This window comes from Leptospira borgpetersenii serovar Javanica, from assembly GCF_003046425.1.
Classification (GTDB): Bacteria; Spirochaetota; Leptospiria; order Leptospirales; family Leptospiraceae; genus Leptospira; species Leptospira borgpetersenii.
Map to the genome: position 1 here is coordinate 1 of NZ_QAJG01000009.1, position 16,990 is coordinate 16,990.

The 16,990-nt window shown below is 41.9% G+C and carries 17 protein-coding genes and 4 pseudogenes; 8 read left to right on the plus strand and 13 right to left on the minus strand.

Annotated features, from left to right (window positions below; translation table 11 throughout):
• Window positions 1-570 (plus strand): DUF1561 family protein (locus CLV95_RS08770; RefSeq protein WP_133175059.1); only part of this gene is annotated, 570 nt, incomplete at its 5' end.
• Window positions 571-645: 75 nt separating this feature from the next.
• Here CLV95_RS08770 and CLV95_RS08775 read toward each other — a convergent pair.
• From CLV95_RS08775 to CLV95_RS08815, 9 genes and pseudogenes are all read right to left on the minus strand, one after another.
• Window positions 646-1,365, minus strand: a complete 720-nt coding sequence (locus CLV95_RS08775) for a DUF4376 domain-containing protein (RefSeq protein ID WP_002732141.1) — start codon at window positions 1,363-1,365, stop codon at window positions 646-648.
• Window positions 1,365-2,234 carry a hypothetical protein gene (locus CLV95_RS08780; protein WP_002732114.1) on the minus strand — a complete coding sequence of 290 codons (870 nt, stop codon included), beginning with the start codon at window positions 2,232-2,234 and terminating at the stop codon, window positions 1,365-1,367. Before CLV95_RS08780 ends, CLV95_RS08775 begins: the two co-directional genes overlap by 1 nt.
• Before the next feature lie 259 nt (window positions 2,235-2,493).
• Window positions 2,494-2,811, minus strand: a complete 318-nt coding sequence (locus CLV95_RS08785; RefSeq protein WP_002732143.1) for a phage baseplate plug family protein — start codon at window positions 2,809-2,811, stop codon at window positions 2,494-2,496.
• Window positions 2,808-3,452, minus strand: coding sequence for a phage baseplate protein (locus CLV95_RS08790; RefSeq protein WP_002732213.1), 645 nt, complete (start codon window positions 3,450-3,452; stop codon window positions 2,808-2,810). Before CLV95_RS08790 ends, CLV95_RS08785 begins: the two co-directional genes overlap by 4 nt.
• The gene (locus CLV95_RS08795; protein ID WP_002732106.1) at window positions 3,449-5,716 is read right to left on the minus strand and encodes an LIC12611 family phage tail protein; all 2,268 of its coding nucleotides are present in this window, start codon (window positions 5,714-5,716) and stop codon (window positions 3,449-3,451) included. The genes CLV95_RS08790 and CLV95_RS08795 overlap by 4 nt, the downstream gene beginning before the upstream one ends.
• Before the next feature lie 162 nt (window positions 5,717-5,878).
• The gene (locus CLV95_RS08800; protein WP_002732172.1) at window positions 5,879-6,337 is read right to left on the minus strand and encodes a hypothetical protein; all 459 of its coding nucleotides are present in this window, start codon (window positions 6,335-6,337) and stop codon (window positions 5,879-5,881) included.
• An 11-nt stretch (window positions 6,338-6,348) separates the two neighbouring features.
• Window positions 6,349-6,801: pseudogene (locus CLV95_RS08805) on the minus strand (hypothetical protein).
• Window positions 6,802-6,812: 11 nt separating this feature from the next.
• Complete coding sequence (locus CLV95_RS08810) at window positions 6,813-7,241, minus strand: hypothetical protein (RefSeq protein WP_002732127.1); 429 nt, start codon at window positions 7,239-7,241, stop codon at window positions 6,813-6,815.
• A 3-nt stretch (window positions 7,242-7,244) separates the two neighbouring features.
• Window positions 7,245-8,171, minus strand: a pseudogene (locus CLV95_RS08815) (hypothetical protein); the annotation flags it as partial.
• Between CLV95_RS08815 and CLV95_RS08820 the strand changes: the two are divergent.
• From CLV95_RS08820 to CLV95_RS08850, 7 genes and pseudogenes are all read left to right on the plus strand, one after another.
• A pseudogene (locus tag CLV95_RS08820) lies at window positions 8,172-8,930 on the plus strand (DUF2213 domain-containing protein); the annotation flags it as partial.
• Window positions 8,930-9,442 (plus strand): structural cement protein Gp24, encoded by a 513-nt coding sequence (locus CLV95_RS08825; RefSeq protein ID WP_002732215.1) that lies wholly within the window; start codon window positions 8,930-8,932, stop codon window positions 9,440-9,442. The pseudogene CLV95_RS08820 and the gene CLV95_RS08825, both read left to right, overlap by 1 nt.
• Before the next feature lie 28 nt (window positions 9,443-9,470).
• Window positions 9,471-9,974: a DUF2184 domain-containing protein gene (locus CLV95_RS08830; protein WP_016749198.1), complete on the plus strand. Its 504-nt coding sequence runs from the start codon at window positions 9,471-9,473 to the stop codon at window positions 9,972-9,974.
• A complete protein-coding gene (locus CLV95_RS08835) occupies window positions 9,962-10,522 on the plus strand; it encodes a hypothetical protein (protein ID WP_016749199.1) in 561 nt (186 codons plus the stop codon). Before CLV95_RS08830 ends, CLV95_RS08835 begins: the two co-directional genes overlap by 13 nt.
• A 6-nt stretch (window positions 10,523-10,528) precedes the next feature.
• Window positions 10,529-10,909 (plus strand): hypothetical protein, encoded by a 381-nt coding sequence (locus tag CLV95_RS08840; protein WP_016749200.1) that lies wholly within the window; start codon window positions 10,529-10,531, stop codon window positions 10,907-10,909.
• 43 nt (window positions 10,910-10,952) lie between these two features.
• Complete coding sequence (locus CLV95_RS08845; RefSeq protein WP_230456964.1) at window positions 10,953-11,216, plus strand: hypothetical protein; 264 nt, start codon at window positions 10,953-10,955, stop codon at window positions 11,214-11,216.
• Window positions 11,217-11,331: 115 nt separating this feature from the next.
• Window positions 11,332-11,679 (plus strand): annotated as a pseudogene (locus CLV95_RS08850) (DUF1561 family protein); the annotation flags it as partial.
• 309 nt (window positions 11,680-11,988) lie between these two features.
• On the opposite strand, the gene CLV95_RS08855 reads toward CLV95_RS08850, so the two are convergent.
• Genes CLV95_RS08855 through cobU form a run of 4 tightly spaced genes read right to left on the minus strand, consistent with a single transcriptional unit; the run spans window position 11,989 to window position 16,886 of the window.
• Window positions 11,989-12,753 carry a histidine phosphatase family protein gene (locus tag CLV95_RS08855; RefSeq protein ID WP_002732207.1) on the minus strand — a complete coding sequence of 255 codons (765 nt, stop codon included), beginning with the start codon at window positions 12,751-12,753 and terminating at the stop codon, window positions 11,989-11,991.
• Entirely contained in the window at window positions 12,750-13,718 is a 969-nt protein-coding gene (cbiB, locus tag CLV95_RS08860; RefSeq protein WP_016749202.1) for an adenosylcobinamide-phosphate synthase CbiB, read from the minus strand. Before cbiB ends, CLV95_RS08855 begins: the two co-directional genes overlap by 4 nt.
• A 1-nt stretch (window position 13,719) precedes the next feature.
• Entirely contained in the window at window positions 13,720-16,317 is a 2,598-nt protein-coding gene (locus CLV95_RS08865) for a cobyric acid synthase (protein ID WP_002732216.1), read from the minus strand.
• Window positions 16,314-16,886, minus strand: a complete 573-nt coding sequence (gene cobU / locus CLV95_RS08870; protein WP_002726015.1) for a bifunctional adenosylcobinamide kinase/adenosylcobinamide-phosphate guanylyltransferase — start codon at window positions 16,884-16,886, stop codon at window positions 16,314-16,316. Before cobU ends, CLV95_RS08865 begins: the two co-directional genes overlap by 4 nt.
• Between the last annotated feature and the right edge of the window lie 104 nt (window positions 16,887-16,990).

The window sequence follows — 16,990 nt, forward strand, 5'->3', positions numbered from 1 at the left end:
TGTCCTGCCGGTTATAGGTCAGCCTATAAAAGGGTAAAAAGGACCTTACCTCCAAACTTTCAATTAAGCGATGATTGGATTCGGAGACTTTATGAAATAGCGGTTTCAGCTACACCCGAAGCTGCTCAGGTGGTGCATGGGATGTGCGGTGTTTGTCTACTTCAGAGCTTCCAGATGTTAGCAGAGCTGCAGGAGTATCATTCTCAAGGGCCTCTTCAGAGTGGAGGTTATTTTTTCGATACAGCTCGTGATAGGGATCCTTTTATTTCATTCGGACAACGTTATCCGTTATTGGACATGTTGCTGACGGATGTGCCTAGAATATATGGTCTCGACGGCAATACAACTAGACTACTGGGGTTAGCATCCGCTAGGACTGTGTTGCCTCAGTACGACTGGATTGTCTCTGATGAATTTCTTACTCGGCCTGAAATAATATCTCACATTAATTCACTCATCCATTCTCCTCCCGGAAGTATTTGGTTGGGGATGTTGGGGCGGCAGCGTTCCGATGGAATTTGTCCAGGCGCGAAATTGAGCGCACGAATGTGCAACAATTCGCAAACTTAAAGAGCTTGAGGGAGGCAATACGCATAAAAAAGCCCCCGAAAATCGGAGGCCGAACTTCAATTTCACCTTACTAAACTACTCCCAGCCCGAATTTATCTCGATTTGGTCAAGCTCCTCTATAGTGTTCGCAGATTGAAGCAATAATTTAAGCCGAGCAGAATTCTGCAAAAGACTGGTCTTGCGAATTGCGCCGTCATTCGAAACTTGTTTAAACTGATCCGAGGAATGTAACCTATATTCATTCACTCCATTTTTATCTGTGCATCGATAAGGAAAGGACTCGTTCAAGGATGCTAAACCGATTAAATTTAGCTGATCGTCACGATCGGATTTATAAAAATGGGGCACACCAAGCGCATTGGAAATGAACCCAGCAACAATTTTTTTCTCACAGACAGACTCGATAAGTTTCATAAATGAATCTCGTTTTTGTGTTAAATCTATGATCCAACCTGAATCAGAAAATACTTGATGAGCTAACATCAATCCAAATTCGTCTTTTAGCGGTGCGAATGGAGTCTCAGAATCTGAGATTATTGTATCATCCCAATTTTGAAGAATTCGTTCTGCACCCGAATTTTTGTTATAAACCGTTTGCTGAACAAATTCGATTGCTTGACCTTCAATTATATCCGCTTTAAATTTTTCACCGACCATCGGATTATAATTTAAAGCGAAAACCACTTCATGCAAATCTTGGTCAAAGTGTGTCCAAGCAGTTGATCCAGAAAGTCTGTCGGGATCTGAATTGATCCAAACCACTGATTTTGTCTCTTTATCAAGAATATAATTCACTATGCCACTCTCACTTTGTATTTTACAGCTACGTATGCTGGTGTAGTCTCATCGCCGAGTCGCGGCGATCCGTTTGATCCATTTGCGGCAGGTCCGCCAATAGCCGTTAAAACACCAAATGTGTTCCCGTCTGCCATTGCAGTTCCAGGATTCATTCTTAGATAATTACCCGCGGGTCCGTGGATATGGTCATGACCTTGATCCTGCCCCTCAAAACCAACCGCCCCTCCGTTGAAATTTCCATTCGCTGCTTTAGCGCGAGTCCCATGAACTCCAGCACCCCTCATAAAAATTCCTCTCCTATCAGGAACATTGAACGTTGTCGAACCATCTCCAAATCCATATTCAACATTCGTAATCATGTCACCTGATTGAGAAGCAGTAAGATCAATTATAGAACCGGTCGGAGTCGTCGAAATTTGAAAATCGTTTGCAGTTGGATTTCTAACATAGTATTTTGTCAGAGCAGTAACACCCCCGCCCGTGAAAGCAAATTTTACCAACTGGCCTTCTATACATCCATGAGCAATCAGATTTAGCCTGTCTGTTGCAGGAGTAATACTTGTAATAGTTTTGTGTATCAAATTCCAAAGTCCGGTAAAAGAAGTTCGAGAGATTGCCTGACCGTTCGCCTCTTTGAAATTCGAACTGGCTAACTGATCGATACTATCCTCAACCATTCCTCCAAGAGGAATCAAAAGTGAATTTATGAGGTTTGATAACGAAGTGATGTTGTTGGAATTTACATCAACTGCTCCTTTTAAAAAGATGTCGTTATCTAAAAGCCTTTGGAATTCTGTTTGTAAAAGAAGACCATCACGGGGCGTCGTTCTATCCCATGTACGCGAGAGAGTGTTATTGAAAGCCATTATTCTAACTCCTTGAAATTTTTCATGTATAGCGTGATCCCGATCGTAGCTTTTAAAATCTTATCATAAGCCTCGGACAAAATTACATTATCCGACTCGCTAATATCGATCTCAAGCGCACAGGACCGAACGCCGGTTGGATCGAGAAGTATAACTTGATGCCGTTTAACGTGCATGACGCGGAAATCGATTTGCCGTTTATTGAAAAAACGGAAGCAAGGAACATGAGGAGCATTAGATAAATTGTATGTTTCATATCTTAACCCTTCCCATCGTCAAAAAAAAGTAAAACATTTTTTCCAAAAGTATCTTTGTTTACCGGAAGATCTTCATATTCCGTTTTGGCAAGGTCACTCAATGACAAGGGGGTCAAACTAAAATCTGCAAATCCCGAAAGGCAATCGATCCCGTATACGAGTTTACATGAATGCAAGAAGCGAGTGCCTTCCTTAACGTAAAGAGAAATGAAATCGAAACGAGAGTTGTATCTGAGTTCGAATTCAAAATCCTTATTTCCAATCTGAAAGATTTTTGAAACGGGCAACTCTTCAAAACGAATCGGTAGAGATTGGATCATGTTCCCGCCTTTGCCGCAGATTTTATCTTAGGAGAAGAAGGAACACCCGTCTCAGTTGTTGGAGTTTTGCCTTTTACCGTCATCTTTTTGGCACCTTGAACAGTTTTCGCCTCGGTAACGATAATCCGATTGAGATCTATAGTTACCTCTGACGATTTGCCAAGTTCAACATCTCGACGATTTCGAATATTCCCGATCGCAATATTTTCGATCACTTCGTCGTCAAGTCCCATGTACAACGGCTCTTCTAAATCGTCATTGAAGAGCCCAGCCATTCCGAAGAACGAAAGCATTTTTCCAATAAGCCCACCTGTGCCGTATCCTTCGAACTTTACAATACTTCCAGTGCGTTGCCAAAAAATTAGAGTTTTTATTTTTTCTGAGATTGTTGTAACAGAAGTCAGATCAACATCTTCATCTAATATACAAGTCAAACTCATAGTTGGAGAACCCGGTATCACATGATCGGAGATATTTCCAGTATCAGGGTTTTCAGGGTCTTTCTCTACTGGATGCTCTGTAATTGTCACAGGATAACTTTGACCGAACGCAGTTGTAACGTTCAAATTGATCGTAACTTCTTTCCCGTTTTGAATTCCGGTAATCCCGATTGTTTCTCGACCAGTAAAAATACTCATCATATAGGAGCCAACCCGAGAGCGACACGGATCTCATTTTCGTTTTCCTTTGCGAGTCGTTTAAACTCCGACCAGAGATTTGTCGCCTGTTCCTGTGACGAACCTCCATGAACTTCAATCTTCTCGATGTTAAATGTGATCCCTTTTTCGGAAGCGGACGAAGAGGATGCGGGTTGAAACGAAAGTTGGTTATTTGGAATGATTGAACCAGGGCTATCAAACACTCGAACTTCCGGTCCTTTCTCACCGACTATATAGGGCTTTCCTGCTTGGATCGGACCACCTTTCTCACGAGCTTCAATGTGTGGGATCATAGGGAAAACGGTTTTCAGTAACGGAACCGACGTCATTGCGGTATTGATTCGATCGATCATATCGTTAATTGTTTTCGTGAAGTAACGAGTGAGACCGTCGAAATCAAAAAGAGAATTGATTGAATTCATAATCGATTCGAAAATCGATTTGGCCTGATTTTTGAGATCCACGATTTGATCGAGCCAAGGTTTTAAGAATGGAATCGATTGCATCTTGTTCCAAATCCAATCAAGAGCTTGGCCGATTTCATCTCTGAAAAGAAAAATTCCGGCAAGGGGGAAGATGGCAGTTACTAAAAGTTTCCCAGCAATAACCGCCACTTTATAAAGAAACTTTAATGTGGAATCCCAAGCGTCAGAAATCCATTTTGTAATCTGTCCCCACTTTGTATAAACAACTGTCGCCAATGTCACCAAGGCGAGTGTAATTGTCGCAGGCAAAAACGCGATTGCGGCGACAATTCCCACGATAATAAGGGCGACCTTTCCGATCATCTTTCCGGTGTCAGATTTTGCAAATTCAGAAATCGCATCCCAAACACTAGAAAGCATCACTTTGAAATCCTGGAATCCTTTGTGAAGGTCGCTTAACTCCGAATCGGTTAAACCGAACCATTTCAATAGTTCAGCAAAATAGGTTTCGCTTCCGTCCGCACCGTATTCGAAGAAAATATAAATGTCCTCAAGAACAAGATACATCGCGGTAAGAGAGGCGGCGATCGCAACAGCCATTCCGATCAACTCACCAAAAGCCGCGATCTTTGCAATCGCGACCGCGTCAAGACTTGCCTTCCAGGCAAGAGTTGCACCGACGAGACCGACTCCTATCGCGATCGCAAGAGCCGCAAGAGCAAATTGCATACGAACAGATCCGCGTTCTCCGTCCGTAAGAAACCCTAAGAATGGTTTTAGGACGAACGCGAAAAAATCTCCGGCTTTCGCGATCGTCTGGTCGAAACCGTCTTTTAAGTTAGATACGAGCCCAACCCAAGTTTTCGAAAGCGCGTCCATTCCGCCTTGAACGCCTTTAATTTTTCCGAGTTCTAAAAGAGCGGCTTGGATCGCGGCGGGCGTTTTTTCGACGGATTTTTTGAAATCCTTGAACTGGATCATAACCCGACCTCCGGCGGAAGACATTCGGATACCGAACTCTTTCATTCGTTCGAACTCACCCATTGTAGCGTCTAACGTGGCTTCGGTGAACTGGTCGAAACTCTTTCCTTGGGACGCCGCAATGTCTCCGAACCGAGTCATCATTTCCATCGTAGGTTTCATTCCACGGTTTGCGAATTTGATATACGATCCGGTAGCCTCAGCCATTTCGTAGGGGGTTGTCTGGGCAAACTTTTGAATTTCTCCGATTGCGGCTTTCGCGTATTGTGCGGAACCGAGAGTTGTCGTGAGAACGGTTTGATATTTTTCAATTTGACCGGCTTTGTCCAGAGCCGAACCGAAAAGGCCGGACAAACCCGCCGCGAGTCCCATCGCGGCAAGACCTTTCATAAGGCTCATCCAACCGACAGTTTTGATTTTGGACTCTTCTATGTGACCTGAAATTTTTTGAATCTCTCGATCGGTGAGACCGGCGGCTTTTGCCGTTTCTTTAAATTCATCCGCAAGGCGAAAATCCGTTTTTGTTTTTGTAATCAGTTTGTTTAGTTGAGTTTCACTGATACCGAGAGCCTTCGCCATTTTTTGAATTTGATCCGAAGTATCCTTTATACCTTCCGGTATTGTATCAGTAAGGGGTTTAAAGTTCTCAGCGAGCTTTCCTGTGTTTTTGGAAAGTGTATCCATTGATTTACCGGAACTTGCAATCTGAGGATCAAGTCTTAGAAATTGGCGTACGAGATTATCAACGACCTGTCCGAGACCGAGAACGCCGTTTTTTGCGTTACTCACTCCGTCGAGATCGACTCGTATACTCAATCGTCTGAGAACTTGATCGCTCATTATTTAGGTTCCATCAAGATAGTCTTGTATAACCGATTCTCTTGATATTCAAGTTTCCTTCTTAGAATTTCCTGAATCACAAGAAACTCAATCGGACTTGCTCGGTTTATTGTTTCTTCAGAGAAACTCGACAAACCGCATATAAAGAGATCGTAATACGTTTTATTCTTCTCTATCCTCCTGTTTATTTCCGCTTCTATCTCCGCTTTTTCCGGTTGTTTCGATAGATTCGGGAATCGTATCCCAAAGAGCCCCGTCGAAAAATCGAGGAATGAGCTTCCCCCAAAGCCCATAGAGTAGCGGAGGAATGTCTTCACGTTTTAAAGATTTTGTTGGGGTTTTGCCAAACTTATTGACGAGTTCTTCTTCAAGCGGAGTGGCCGGCTCGACTATACCAAACACACATTCTTTAAAGAATCGTTCCGTTCTTAAAGATGTTTTCAGCTCTAGGTCCCCATCCTTTTGACGCACCATTTCTTCGTTCCATACGTCCACTCGTTTATTCCCCGGATGTTGCAACTTCCAGAGCTGTTTTGGAAGTTGTTCTACACCCTTGAAGAATTGAATATACAGAATTTTGTCACCATCCTGCCCAACGATTTCGATCTCAGTTTTTGACATTTGCTTCTCCTTTATAAACTTAAATAGACTTCGGTGAAATCCACCATTAAGATTTTCCAAATGGAGGTTTCGAAACCCTTCGCTCCGATTCCGACATTCGGTTTTTCTAATACTCGACAGTTACTTGAGGCCCCTTGTATTTCGGTGCCGACTTGTTTTGAATGAGAATCGCAAAGCGGGTTCCTGCTTTCTTTAGAAGGTCCAACTTTGCGACTGCGGGAGCAGAAGGAAGATACTGCAATTCAAGCGAATGGACTTCGTTTAAATTCTTTATTTGTCAAAACTTCACCCCCGATTCCGACTTTATATTTTACAAGCTTTGGATCTTCTTTTTGAATTTTCAAAAACTTGTCCTCCAGGATGAGCCCGGCGGTAACATCAAACGGAATTGGTGCGATAAGCGTGATACTAAGTTCTTCAATATCGAAAAAACGCTTTTCATACCAATCACTTGCTTGACCCAAAATCTTTTCACCTATGAGAATTTCTGAACAGAATCCAAAAGTCTGACTTTGAATTCGTAATCGTTGAAACCTGTCTTACCGTTGATCGTGGTCTTAGGCTCTTCCATGAACACACAACGAGACGCGGTCAATTTGTACTTTGGCTCGCTATCGGAAGAGAAGAGAAAGCCGAAATCCTTTTTGGATTCTCGTAAATTTTGGAGATAAGGAACGGCGAGAGCCGACGGAAGATATTTCAACGTAACGATTCGGGAAGAATCATGGATTGAATTCGATGAGTAGCTTTCATCCTTAGTTCCTCTTCGAGTCGTGACCTCGTCTTTGTTTTCTTTTTCGGCTGAGAAAAAATCTCCATCTATTGAGAGACCGGCGGAAACATCTACAGGTGACGGGTCTAAAATGACTACCGTGTTTTTCGAGTTATCATAAATCTTATCCACTTTTTAAACTCCCATCGTTCCAGAAATTTCGATCTTGTTGATTCCACCGCCTACAGTACAAGTGAACTTGATCGGTGAAACCTTACGATTTGCTCGATCATTCATCGGAATGTCGGAAATCTTTTCAGGCATAAACAACTTGTATTGATAGTCTCCGAAATCGGAACGACTTCTTCCGTCATCGTCTTCAACCTTTGCGATCACTCCACGGCGACCACAATCCCTAAACACCTCTCGTAAGGCCGCTTCCAGAAGACGCAAACCGGAGATAGTCATCGAAAGGCGATCGTTATTGATTTTTAGAGAATGATACGCCTCTTGTAATCGGGCTTTGAGATAATAACGTCCGATCACAACGTCGATGTACTGGCCCGACATTGTTTTTCCTTCCCAGGTTACATTCACCCCTCCCATTTCACGGATCAGGTTTCCGTTTTTGGCGAGGATCTGAGAATGTTCCGACGTCGTTACGTCGGAATTTTTTTGTCCGTTTAACTGTTTTGAATCCCAGGCGATCGATCCGATAGGAGCGGAGCCGCATCTTCCGAACCAACCTCCGTCGGGAAATTCTTCCGCGTGATTCGAGATCGTTAGAATCGTATTCGCATGATCTTTAAGCTGATCGAGGGCGGTTTGATCTGCGGTTGCACAAATATACATTTTTTCTAATGCTTTCATGTATTCGGATGCGATTTTGATTTCGCTTAACGTCCGAGCTGTTGTCAGGAGCCAAAACCAACTATCGAATCCGTCATTCCGGAGGTCTGCAAGTTCGGAAGGAAGAGTCTCAAAGGAGCCGAGCTTCAAAACAGCTACTTTTTCCGCGCGTGGTGAACCGGAAAAAATTGCCTGAACGAGTTTGTATTCAGATGAATTCTGGCCGTATCCGATCGAAGGATCAAGGAGTTCATCCGCGTCTTGGATTTCGAGCGTGACGAAACCCCCGGCGTTTTCGAAGGAGAGCGATACGACGTTGTCCAAAGGGACATTTCAACGAATCATCTTTCTCACGTTCCTCACGGTCGTGCAGGCGAGGAGGTTACGATTCATTTGGACAGTGCGGACGATATAGGAATCCAACTCGACGAGGAGACAATGAGTAAACTAGGCAAAAAAACCACAACACAAGACGAAGATCCGACAGCTTTGTCGGAAGAACAACTCTCTAAGGGGATTCTCAAAGTCCTCGGATCACTATTCTCAAAGTTCATGGGTGGGTCCGAAAATGCGGAACCGGCGGCGGACGACAAAAAAAATTCCGAGCTTCAATCTCAAATCGATGCTCTCAAGAAAGAGAACGAAGATCTCAAGACGAAAGGAGCGACTAACGTGCAAAAACCTGATCCTAACGCACAAGAGCAAGACGCGGCACTCGAAGAACAAATTCAAAATGCCGCTAACGAAAGACTTCAGCTTATCGAAACCGGGAAGGCAGTAATCCCCGAGTTCAAAGCGGATGGACTCAGCAATCGCGAGATTCGTCTCAAAGTGATCGAAAAAGTTCTTCCAAACAAGAAAGTCGCCAAGGATGAAAAGGACGAAATCGTGAATGCGGTTTTCGATGCGGCAGTTGAAGTCGCAGGCGACAAATTTTTTGTCAGCAAGCCGGACGCGACTTCCGTTCGAATTGACGAGGCCGACATCGAAAAACTTCGTGTCTCTCGTCTCGATATGAGAGAGGTTAAATAATGAAGGTTGAATCTCTTTATTCCAAGAACCCTATCGGACTCGGTAAGCAACCTTACGATTATCCGAATCAGTTTGTCGAAGGTAGTAACCTCGCCGCCGGCGAACGAATTCCCTTTGGTCGTGCTGTCGGGCAAGACAGCGTCGTTGACGGAGTCGCGATCCTTAAACTTTCAAGTGCATCTCTTTCAAAAGTTTTCCGTGGAGTATCTGCATATTCGACAGATGCGAAAGACCAGGAAGGTCGTTCCTATGTTGAAGGTGATCCGCTTGGAATCGTAAGATCGGGAGTAACAACCGTTTATTGTGAAGAGGTCGCAAACGCGAATGATCCGGTTCGAATTCGAATTCAGAATCATTCAACTGATCTGACAAAACGTTGTGGGAACTTTTGCAAAACAGCAATCCCAGGTCAAACGGCGGCTCTCGACGGAGCCGAATACAAATCCGAAAGCTCGACAGACGGAAAAATCATCCTTTTCCTTTCCGATTACGTTCGAGTAATCGCCGACTAACAAACCGCATTTCATCAAGGAGATCAAAATGATAATTTCTAATAGAACGGCAAGTCAGGATCAATTCCTTACTAATAACGATTTGCTATATGTTATGAGCACCCTCATGACACCCAAAAAAGAGGAACTAAAACTTCGTAAAATCGCACGAGTAAAGTCGGATTTTCCTTCTTATGCTCGTGAAATCGGCTATGATGTCGACACCGGCGAAGGCGGCGCTGTAGTGACTGCCGCCGGGGCAAAACCAAAGGATATTCCATTTGTAAACGAGTCAGTGGACCGAGTCATTCAACCGGCTGTCGATTTCACTACCGCGATTTCCTACACTGACGATGAAATGGAAGCCGCAATGGCGAAACGAGCCTTGGGAAAAGGACCGGCGTATCCGCTCGATCAAAGAAGAGTCGAAAAGGCTCGTAGATACATTTCCGAAAAAGAAGATTATACGGGCTTTAATGGAAATAGGGCGCTCAAAGTTCCTGGGATGATTACGAGCGCGGGGTATATCCATCCGGTCTTTTGGAGCGGATAAGGCCTCTTTTAGTTGGCGGAGATCCAGAGGCGACAATTCTGCATATTCCCGGCGGACAGGCGGCTGAATATAACGGTGTAAAAGGTGGAATAACGTTAACAGGTTTTGGAATGAATGATCTGACCGTCGACTTGGATTCGGAGTGTAATCCTGATATCTTATGTGACGTTCGAAAATTATGCGACAGGGTTGTCGCCAAAGGCGACAACATTTATTTTTCCCCGCTCATTGAGAGATTCTTATTTGACAATGGCGACAACCGACAGGCGACACCGTTGACATTTCCGCGCCCGAAGGCCGCGATCATCGATCGTCCCTATTCTGAAAGCCACGCAGAGAACTACGTACCGGGAAAATCCTTTCTTCCTAACCTCAACAAACTGATCCGTGATACTTTTGAAATCATAGTTCCGTGGGGATTGGTCGGCGTTTTGGATTACAAATGGCCGTCACCTGGAAAAGAACAGTTTAAATGTATCGGATTGCATCCGGTCCTTACGGGTGAGAACAACGATATTCGACTATTTTCAATTTGGAAGAGACGGTAAGACAGAATGAGTCCAAAATTTAACCGAGAACGAATTATTAATCTTTGGGAAGAATTTATAATTAAACGCGAAATGATGACAAACGAATGGATAGTTAACGTGATCGCAACACAGGAATCTTGTAATGTTGATCAAATAAGAGCTATAATCGAAGAACATTATTTGGATGATAAAATAACCGATAGCCCAATTGATCGGATGGTAAAAACTATCGAAGCTGAGATAGAAACCCCATTGAGATTTTGGAATACATGCGATCATCTCATGCTCATCAATGCTGTATGTAAGTTATACAAGTTCGGCAAAATTCAAATTGAGCCATTTCTTTTAACTCCTAACGAAATTACTCAACTGATTGATGAGATTGACCCATCTGTGAAATCATGAAAAGGAACAAAATTTAATGGGATTTTGCGTTGGAATCGTCTACTTGAATAATACTGAATCCTCTCTCAAAGAAGAGACGGACTTTTCATATTTAGGACTTGCAGGAGCCCGAGAACTCTTTAAAATTATTTGCGATCACCCTCACCGAGATCTTGAAATTGATGATTTTTGGATCAAACGTCCTAACGAAGCCTCCTTCCCGATGATTAAGAAAAAGTTGAATCTTATGGATTCCAATGTTGAGATCTGGCGAGAATTTATCTCCAAAATTGAAAACGATCCGAGCGCATGGATAAATTTTGGGTAAGAATACGAGCAAGATTCTTGCCTGTATTCCCAAAAAACGAATCAAAAAACTAAATTTTCCGAAATTTGATCTTCATTTAATTGCACATTTAGAATTACAGTATTGCACATAGACAGGAATTGTGGTGGGGCATGCTGTTCCAATTCTTAGGACCTCTCAAGGGTTAGTGGTAATTCAAACAACCTCAATTTTGACACCGTTTGACCTTTACAGACAAGCTTTAACGCCAACCACGGATCCGCTCCAGGTAATTTATAACTTGGAAGCACCAGATAGGACTTTGACAGTACTGATAACTATGCAGTTAGGGGACGTTGACCGCAATACATTTAACTTTATAATTTCTAACAGGAATTGTACTGGAGAAGGAAACGACAGAAGAGGTACAGGAGAATATCCAACCAGTGGATCAGTGAATCAGTGTTCCGGGGAAGGCAGCAGCAGGTGCGCATTGCCGTTTTAACTCAATGAGCGATTTCTTGGAATTATAGTAGGAAGAAAAAAGATCGTTGACTCTCCCCTACTTCGATTGGGTTTCTGGATAAGTTTTAAATAATGTGAATTCGACATAAAAAAGTCTGGGTGAATCGCTTCCAAATTTCATAACTAAAAAAGTTCGCGATCGATTTGAAACACTTTTGTAAAAAGCGGGTTCATTTGAGTTTCTCAAACTAAAGTGCTGCTTCACTATGGATCGCAGTATAATAATCGTTTTGGCATTTGTTAATCCATGCTAAATACTATTTTTATTTTAAGGCTTTCTTATGCGTCTTTAATAGGTAAATTTTGAGGCGGGCTTTAAGTTGTTTTTACTGTCGACAATCTTTTCTCGGGATAGGATTTCTTCAGAGTGGAATTTGATACATTCTCCATTTTGAATATTCGAAATTTTTTGTTCTATTAGTTTACGGCGCGTCTCAAAACCCGCGGAGCGACCTTTAGGGAGTGAATGTGTTGAGTTTTCTGCTTTGTCGGAAAGATCAAGTTGCAAGGGTCTGTCCGAGTTTTGGGACAGGTTTTTATACATTTTCAACATTCGCGTCATAACGAAGCCATGTGTGCACAACGCGACGACTCGGCCGGAGAAGAGTTCTGTTATACGTAGTAAGGAGTGATGGATTCGGTAGTCCATTTCCCGTTTCGATTCTCCGTTTGGAAAATGAAGTTTGTCATAAGCCGGGTCATGATTGTTCCATCTTTCCCAAAACGATTTTCCGAAATAAAAATCAACTTCGCTTATTAATTTTCCTTGTCCTTCTCCCAGGAATACTTCTCTGAAGTTGGAATCGAAAATCGGATTTAGACCGAGTATTTTTGATACGATCTCGCTCGTTCTTTTAGCCCTTTTGAGATCACTGCTTAGTAGGATTTCAACTCCTTTATTTTCTAAGATTGAAGCGATGGATTCAGCCTGACGCTCTCCTGTCTCCGTGATGGGAATTTCTAAATGTCCTTGGAGTCTACCTTCTTTGTTCCAATCGGTTTCTCCGTGCCTAAATACATAAAGTATATTTGATTTTTTAAATGTGTTTTTCAATTTCTGAGCTTCCATTCTTCCCAAAGCCAAACAACGATTGAATAGATAAATACATAAAATCCTGCGGTTAAAATGGAGGATAATAGGACCAGCTTGTTGGCTTGAAGAATTTGTTCTATTCGGAGTTCTTTTTTGTTATCTCCCAATTTCGGTTTAACGTTCTGAATTCCGTTATAAAAATTGATCCCACCGAGTTGTATCTCTAACGCCCCGGCAACGGCGGCTTCGGTGAGTCCCGAATTAGGGCTTGGATGTTTTCTTCCGTCCCTGTGGAGAGTATACAATGAATTCTTAAAGTTGTAACCGAGAACCAAAGATGAAAAAACGAGTATGTAGCATGTAATTCTTGCGGGTAGATAATTTGCCAAGTCATCCATTCTTGCCGGAAAACTTCCGAATTTTCTATATCGATTGTTTTTATATCCAAAAAGAGAATCTAATGTGTTGATTGATCGATAAAACATCGCCCAAGAAGGTCCTCCGAAAACCGCGTAAAAAAGAGGGGCCGTAATTCCGTCTACAAGACTTTCAGCGATGCTTTCCACGCAGGCTCGAATAATTTCTGGTTGGTTTAAGTTTTTTGTGTCTCTTGCGACGATTCGAGAAACTTTTACACGAGCAAGTGAGAGATTGGTTTGTGCTAAAGCATCATAAACTTCTTTACTATGGTCGATCATGTCTCGGATTGCAATCGTAGTGTAAATTGTCATTATCGAAAAAAATGAGGCTAAAATCCAGTGAAGTTTGTTCGAAAATTGAATCAGAACAAAAGGTATCGAAAAAGAAAAGGTGTACACACAACAAGATGTTAAAATTCCTGCGAATCTTTCTGAATTACAGTGAGCCCTGAAGAATTTTTCAGATATCCTTGCAAATTTTCCGATTACTCGTACTGGGTGAAGTGTATTTCTCGGATCTCCGAATATCAAATCGAGGACAATAGACAAGGTTATGATCCAAGGCATTTTAGCCGAGCCCTAACGTTTGATAGATTAAATCCATATTTAAAGAGAGTCTAACGTGTTCGGCAAGTCTATTCAAAGATTTTTCCAAATCATAAGAAAATTGGATATTGAACAAAGGTGGTTTCCCCTTTCGAATTCGGATTTGATCCAGATATTTCCTGCGAAATTCGTCCTTGTCAAAAACCCCGTGGATGTATGTTCCCCAAATTCTTCCTGTTAAATCGCTATGTCCCAACTCTTCGGTTTTTCCGCTTAAAAAGATTACTCGTGTGTTTTCTCCAGTGGAAGTCGTTTTCCCGTGATGAATCTCGTATCCTTCGATTTCGCATCCGGTCGGAATATGGGTGGCGATTGTTTGTTTGAGGGATTTGTCTTTTTCTAATGTACTTTCAATTTGTAAAAGTGAAAGTCCTTTTGCGCTTTTTCGATCGGTTTCGATTTTATAGGGGTCGAAAATATTTCTTCCAAGCATTTGATAGCCGCCACAAATCCCTACTATGTCGGTTTTTTGGTTTTGCGCGAGTGTGATAATTCGATCTGCTAATCCGACATCGCGTAAATGATCCAAGTCGGTAATTACATTTTTACTTCCGGGAAGAATTACAATGTCCGGTTCTCCCAAATCTTTGCAAGTCCGTACAATTCTCACTCGAACGTCGGGTTCGGATTTGAGCGCATCGATGTCTGTATGATTGGAAATTCTCGGAATATCGATCAAAGCAATATCTATTCTTCCTTCCGATTTAGACGTATCATCTAACGCTCCCGATTTGAATTCAAGGGAATCCTCTTCTGGTAAACCCAGATTTTGAAGATGTGGAACGATTCCAAGAACTGGTTTACCAGTGTATTCTTCGATATATTCTGTGCCAGTTTTTAGGAATTCCTTTGCTCCTCGAAAACGATTGATAATAAAACCAAAAACGAGTTTTCTTTCCCATTCCACAAGAGTTTCCATCGTCCCTAAAATCGAACCGAAGATTCCTCCGTGATCGATATTACCAACAAGTAACACTTTCGCTTTCGCATATTCAGCCATTCTCATATTGACTAAATCGTTCTTTTTTAAATTTACTTCGGACGCACTTCCAGCTCCCTCTATTATAATTACATTATATTCGGATGAAAGAGAATCATAGGATTTTTTCACTTCTTCGAACGCGATCGATTTGTATTCAGTGTAATCTTTGAAACTCATTGCACCTACGGGTATTCCGTTAACGATTACTTGTGAATCTTTTTCACTTGAAGGTTTGAGTAGGATCGGATTCATCCTTATATCGGGGGGGATTTTTGCGGCCTGTGCTTGTAACGCTTGTGCTCGTCCAATTTCTCTTCCGTTCGAAGTGACAAACGAATTGAGAGCCATATTCTGCGATTTGAAAGGTGCTACTTTCACTCCTTCTTGTGCTAAAATACGACAGAGCGCGGCGGTTAAGATGCTTTTACCCACATTGGACGCGGTTCCTTGCAACATGATTGCAGGTGTTGCTTTTTTCGGAATTTTATGGATCTTATTTGTGCTGTAAAATATATCAGAAAACGCGTTTATAATTTTTTCATTTTCTTCCGGAGTGCGCACTGCAATTCGAATGAAATTTTCGGATAACCCGGAAAAGTTTCCGCAGTCTCGAACCGCGATCCTATATTTTTGGAGTAGTTCTTGTGTCAATTCTGTCGCACTTCGATCTTTTAATATTTTAATAAGAATAAAATTCGTATCGCTTGGAAATATATGAAGAAACTCTAAATTAGAAAGATCGAATTCTAACTTTTCCTTCCAGCTTAGAACTTTTTGTTTTGATTTTTCTGTGTATTCATCTTCTGTAATTGCCTTTTCGTAAACCGAGGCGGCGAGCGTGTTTACGTTCCAAGTCGGGAGTCTTTTTGAAAGCGAAGAACAAATTTGGGGAGAGGCAAAACAAACTCCAATTCTCAGGCCGGGAATTGCAAGAACTTTAGTCATGGATCGAATTAGAATCATATTATTGGTTCTGTCATTGAGAAAAGAAGTTCCTTTCGGACAAAGATCGATGAAGGACTCATCGATGACAAAAATATAACTCGAAAACTCGGAAACGAGTTTTAGAGTTTCGCTTCTATTGAGAGTAATACCTGTTGGATTGTTCGGATGTCCTAGAAAAACTAACGCTTTTTGATCTGATTTTGATTTTAAGATGTTTCGAACTTCATCAAAGTCTAAACGAAAGAAATTTTTCTCTTTGAGAACTATCTCCGTACAAGGAATGTCTTTCAATGAAACTCCTTCTTTATATCCGCTATAACAAGGGGTTGCGATCAAAGCGTAATCTGTGTTGGCCACAAAAGGGATTTGAAGAATGAGTTCGGACGCGCCGTTTCCAAGAACGATTTGCTCTTTCGGTATTTTATATTTTGAATGTATTGTTTCTTTTAAAGATGTATAATTTGGATCCGGATAAGAGACAAGATCGCTGATTTTAGAATTAATGAAAGGTCTTAACCATTCAGGGAACCCGAGGGGATTGACGTTGACGGAAAAATCCAAGATTTCATTTGGTTTACATCTTGCTTTTTGCGCGAGTTCGATAAGATTTCCTCCATGCCCCGATTGATTCATACTATTTTCGGGCTCCCTTTGTTTTCTTTTATCTTAAGCGGAATGCCGCTTACCATGAAGTATACGAAATTGGCGTTATGTGCTATTGATTGGTTACATATTCCCAGGAGATCTCTATAGATCCTTCCTATTTTATTTTCTGGGACGAGCCCAAGTCCTACTTCATTGCTTACGCATATCACATGTCTTGCTTCGGAATTTTGAATACTGTGAATGAGTTCCATACAATTCTTTTTAATTGTGGTTTCGTCGATTTCGGAATTTTTTTTGTTCGCCTGATACAAAAGATTGTTAATCCAGAGGCTGAGGCAATCGATTACGACTATGGAAGATTCGGACAAACGTCCTGGTTTGAATACATTCGAAAGATTGAATTCTTCTTCTATAGTTTCCCATGGAAGAAATTCCCTTTCTTTTTTGTGTTTTAGGATTCTTTGATTCGTCTCCTCGTCAAAAGCGGGACAGGTCGCGACAAAGTATTTTTTCCCCTGGATTTCGTTTGCTAACTTAAGCGCCAATCCGCTTTTGCCGCTTCTACAACCTCCAGTGATCAAAGTTATGTCGGCCATTTATATTCCTTTTTAATAATACATTGATCGATGAGACTTATGGGAAGAGCTTGTTTCATTTCCATAAAAATTTTTTCTTTTCCAATTTTCGAAATGAATTCCCT

Bases quoted from the DNA above. Each gene is read 5' to 3' on its own strand.
- CLV95_RS08780 (WP_002732114.1), bottom strand. From the start codon at position 2,234: ATGGCTTTCAATAACACTCTCTCGCGTACATGGGATAGAACGACGCCC.
- CLV95_RS08785 (WP_002732143.1), bottom strand. From the start codon at position 2,811: ATGATCCAATCTCTACCGATTCGTTTTGAAGAGTTGCCCGTTTCAAAA.
- CLV95_RS08790 (WP_002732213.1), bottom strand. From the start codon at position 3,452: ATGATGAGTATTTTTACTGGTCGAGAAACAATCGGGATTACCGGAATT.
- CLV95_RS08795 (WP_002732106.1), bottom strand. From the start codon at position 5,716: ATGAGCGATCAAGTTCTCAGACGATTGAGTATACGAGTCGATCTCGAC.
- CLV95_RS08800 (WP_002732172.1), bottom strand. From the start codon at position 6,337: ATGTCAAAAACTGAGATCGAAATCGTTGGGCAGGATGGTGACAAAATT.
- CLV95_RS08825 (WP_002732215.1), top strand. From the start codon at position 8,930: ATGAAGGTTGAATCTCTTTATTCCAAGAACCCTATCGGACTCGGTAAG.
- CLV95_RS08830 (WP_016749198.1), top strand. From the start codon at position 9,471: ATGATAATTTCTAATAGAACGGCAAGTCAGGATCAATTCCTTACTAAT.
- CLV95_RS08840 (WP_016749200.1), top strand. From the start codon at position 10,529: ATGAGTCCAAAATTTAACCGAGAACGAATTATTAATCTTTGGGAAGAA.
- cbiB (WP_016749202.1), bottom strand. From the start codon at position 13,718: ATGCCTTGGATCATAACCTTGTCTATTGTCCTCGATTTGATATTCGGA.
- CLV95_RS08865 (WP_002732216.1), bottom strand. From the start codon at position 16,317: ATGAATCAATCGGGGCATGGAGGAAATCTTATCGAACTCGCGCAAAAA.
- cobU (WP_002726015.1), bottom strand. From the start codon at position 16,886: ATGGCCGACATAACTTTGATCACTGGAGGTTGTAGAAGCGGCAAAAGC.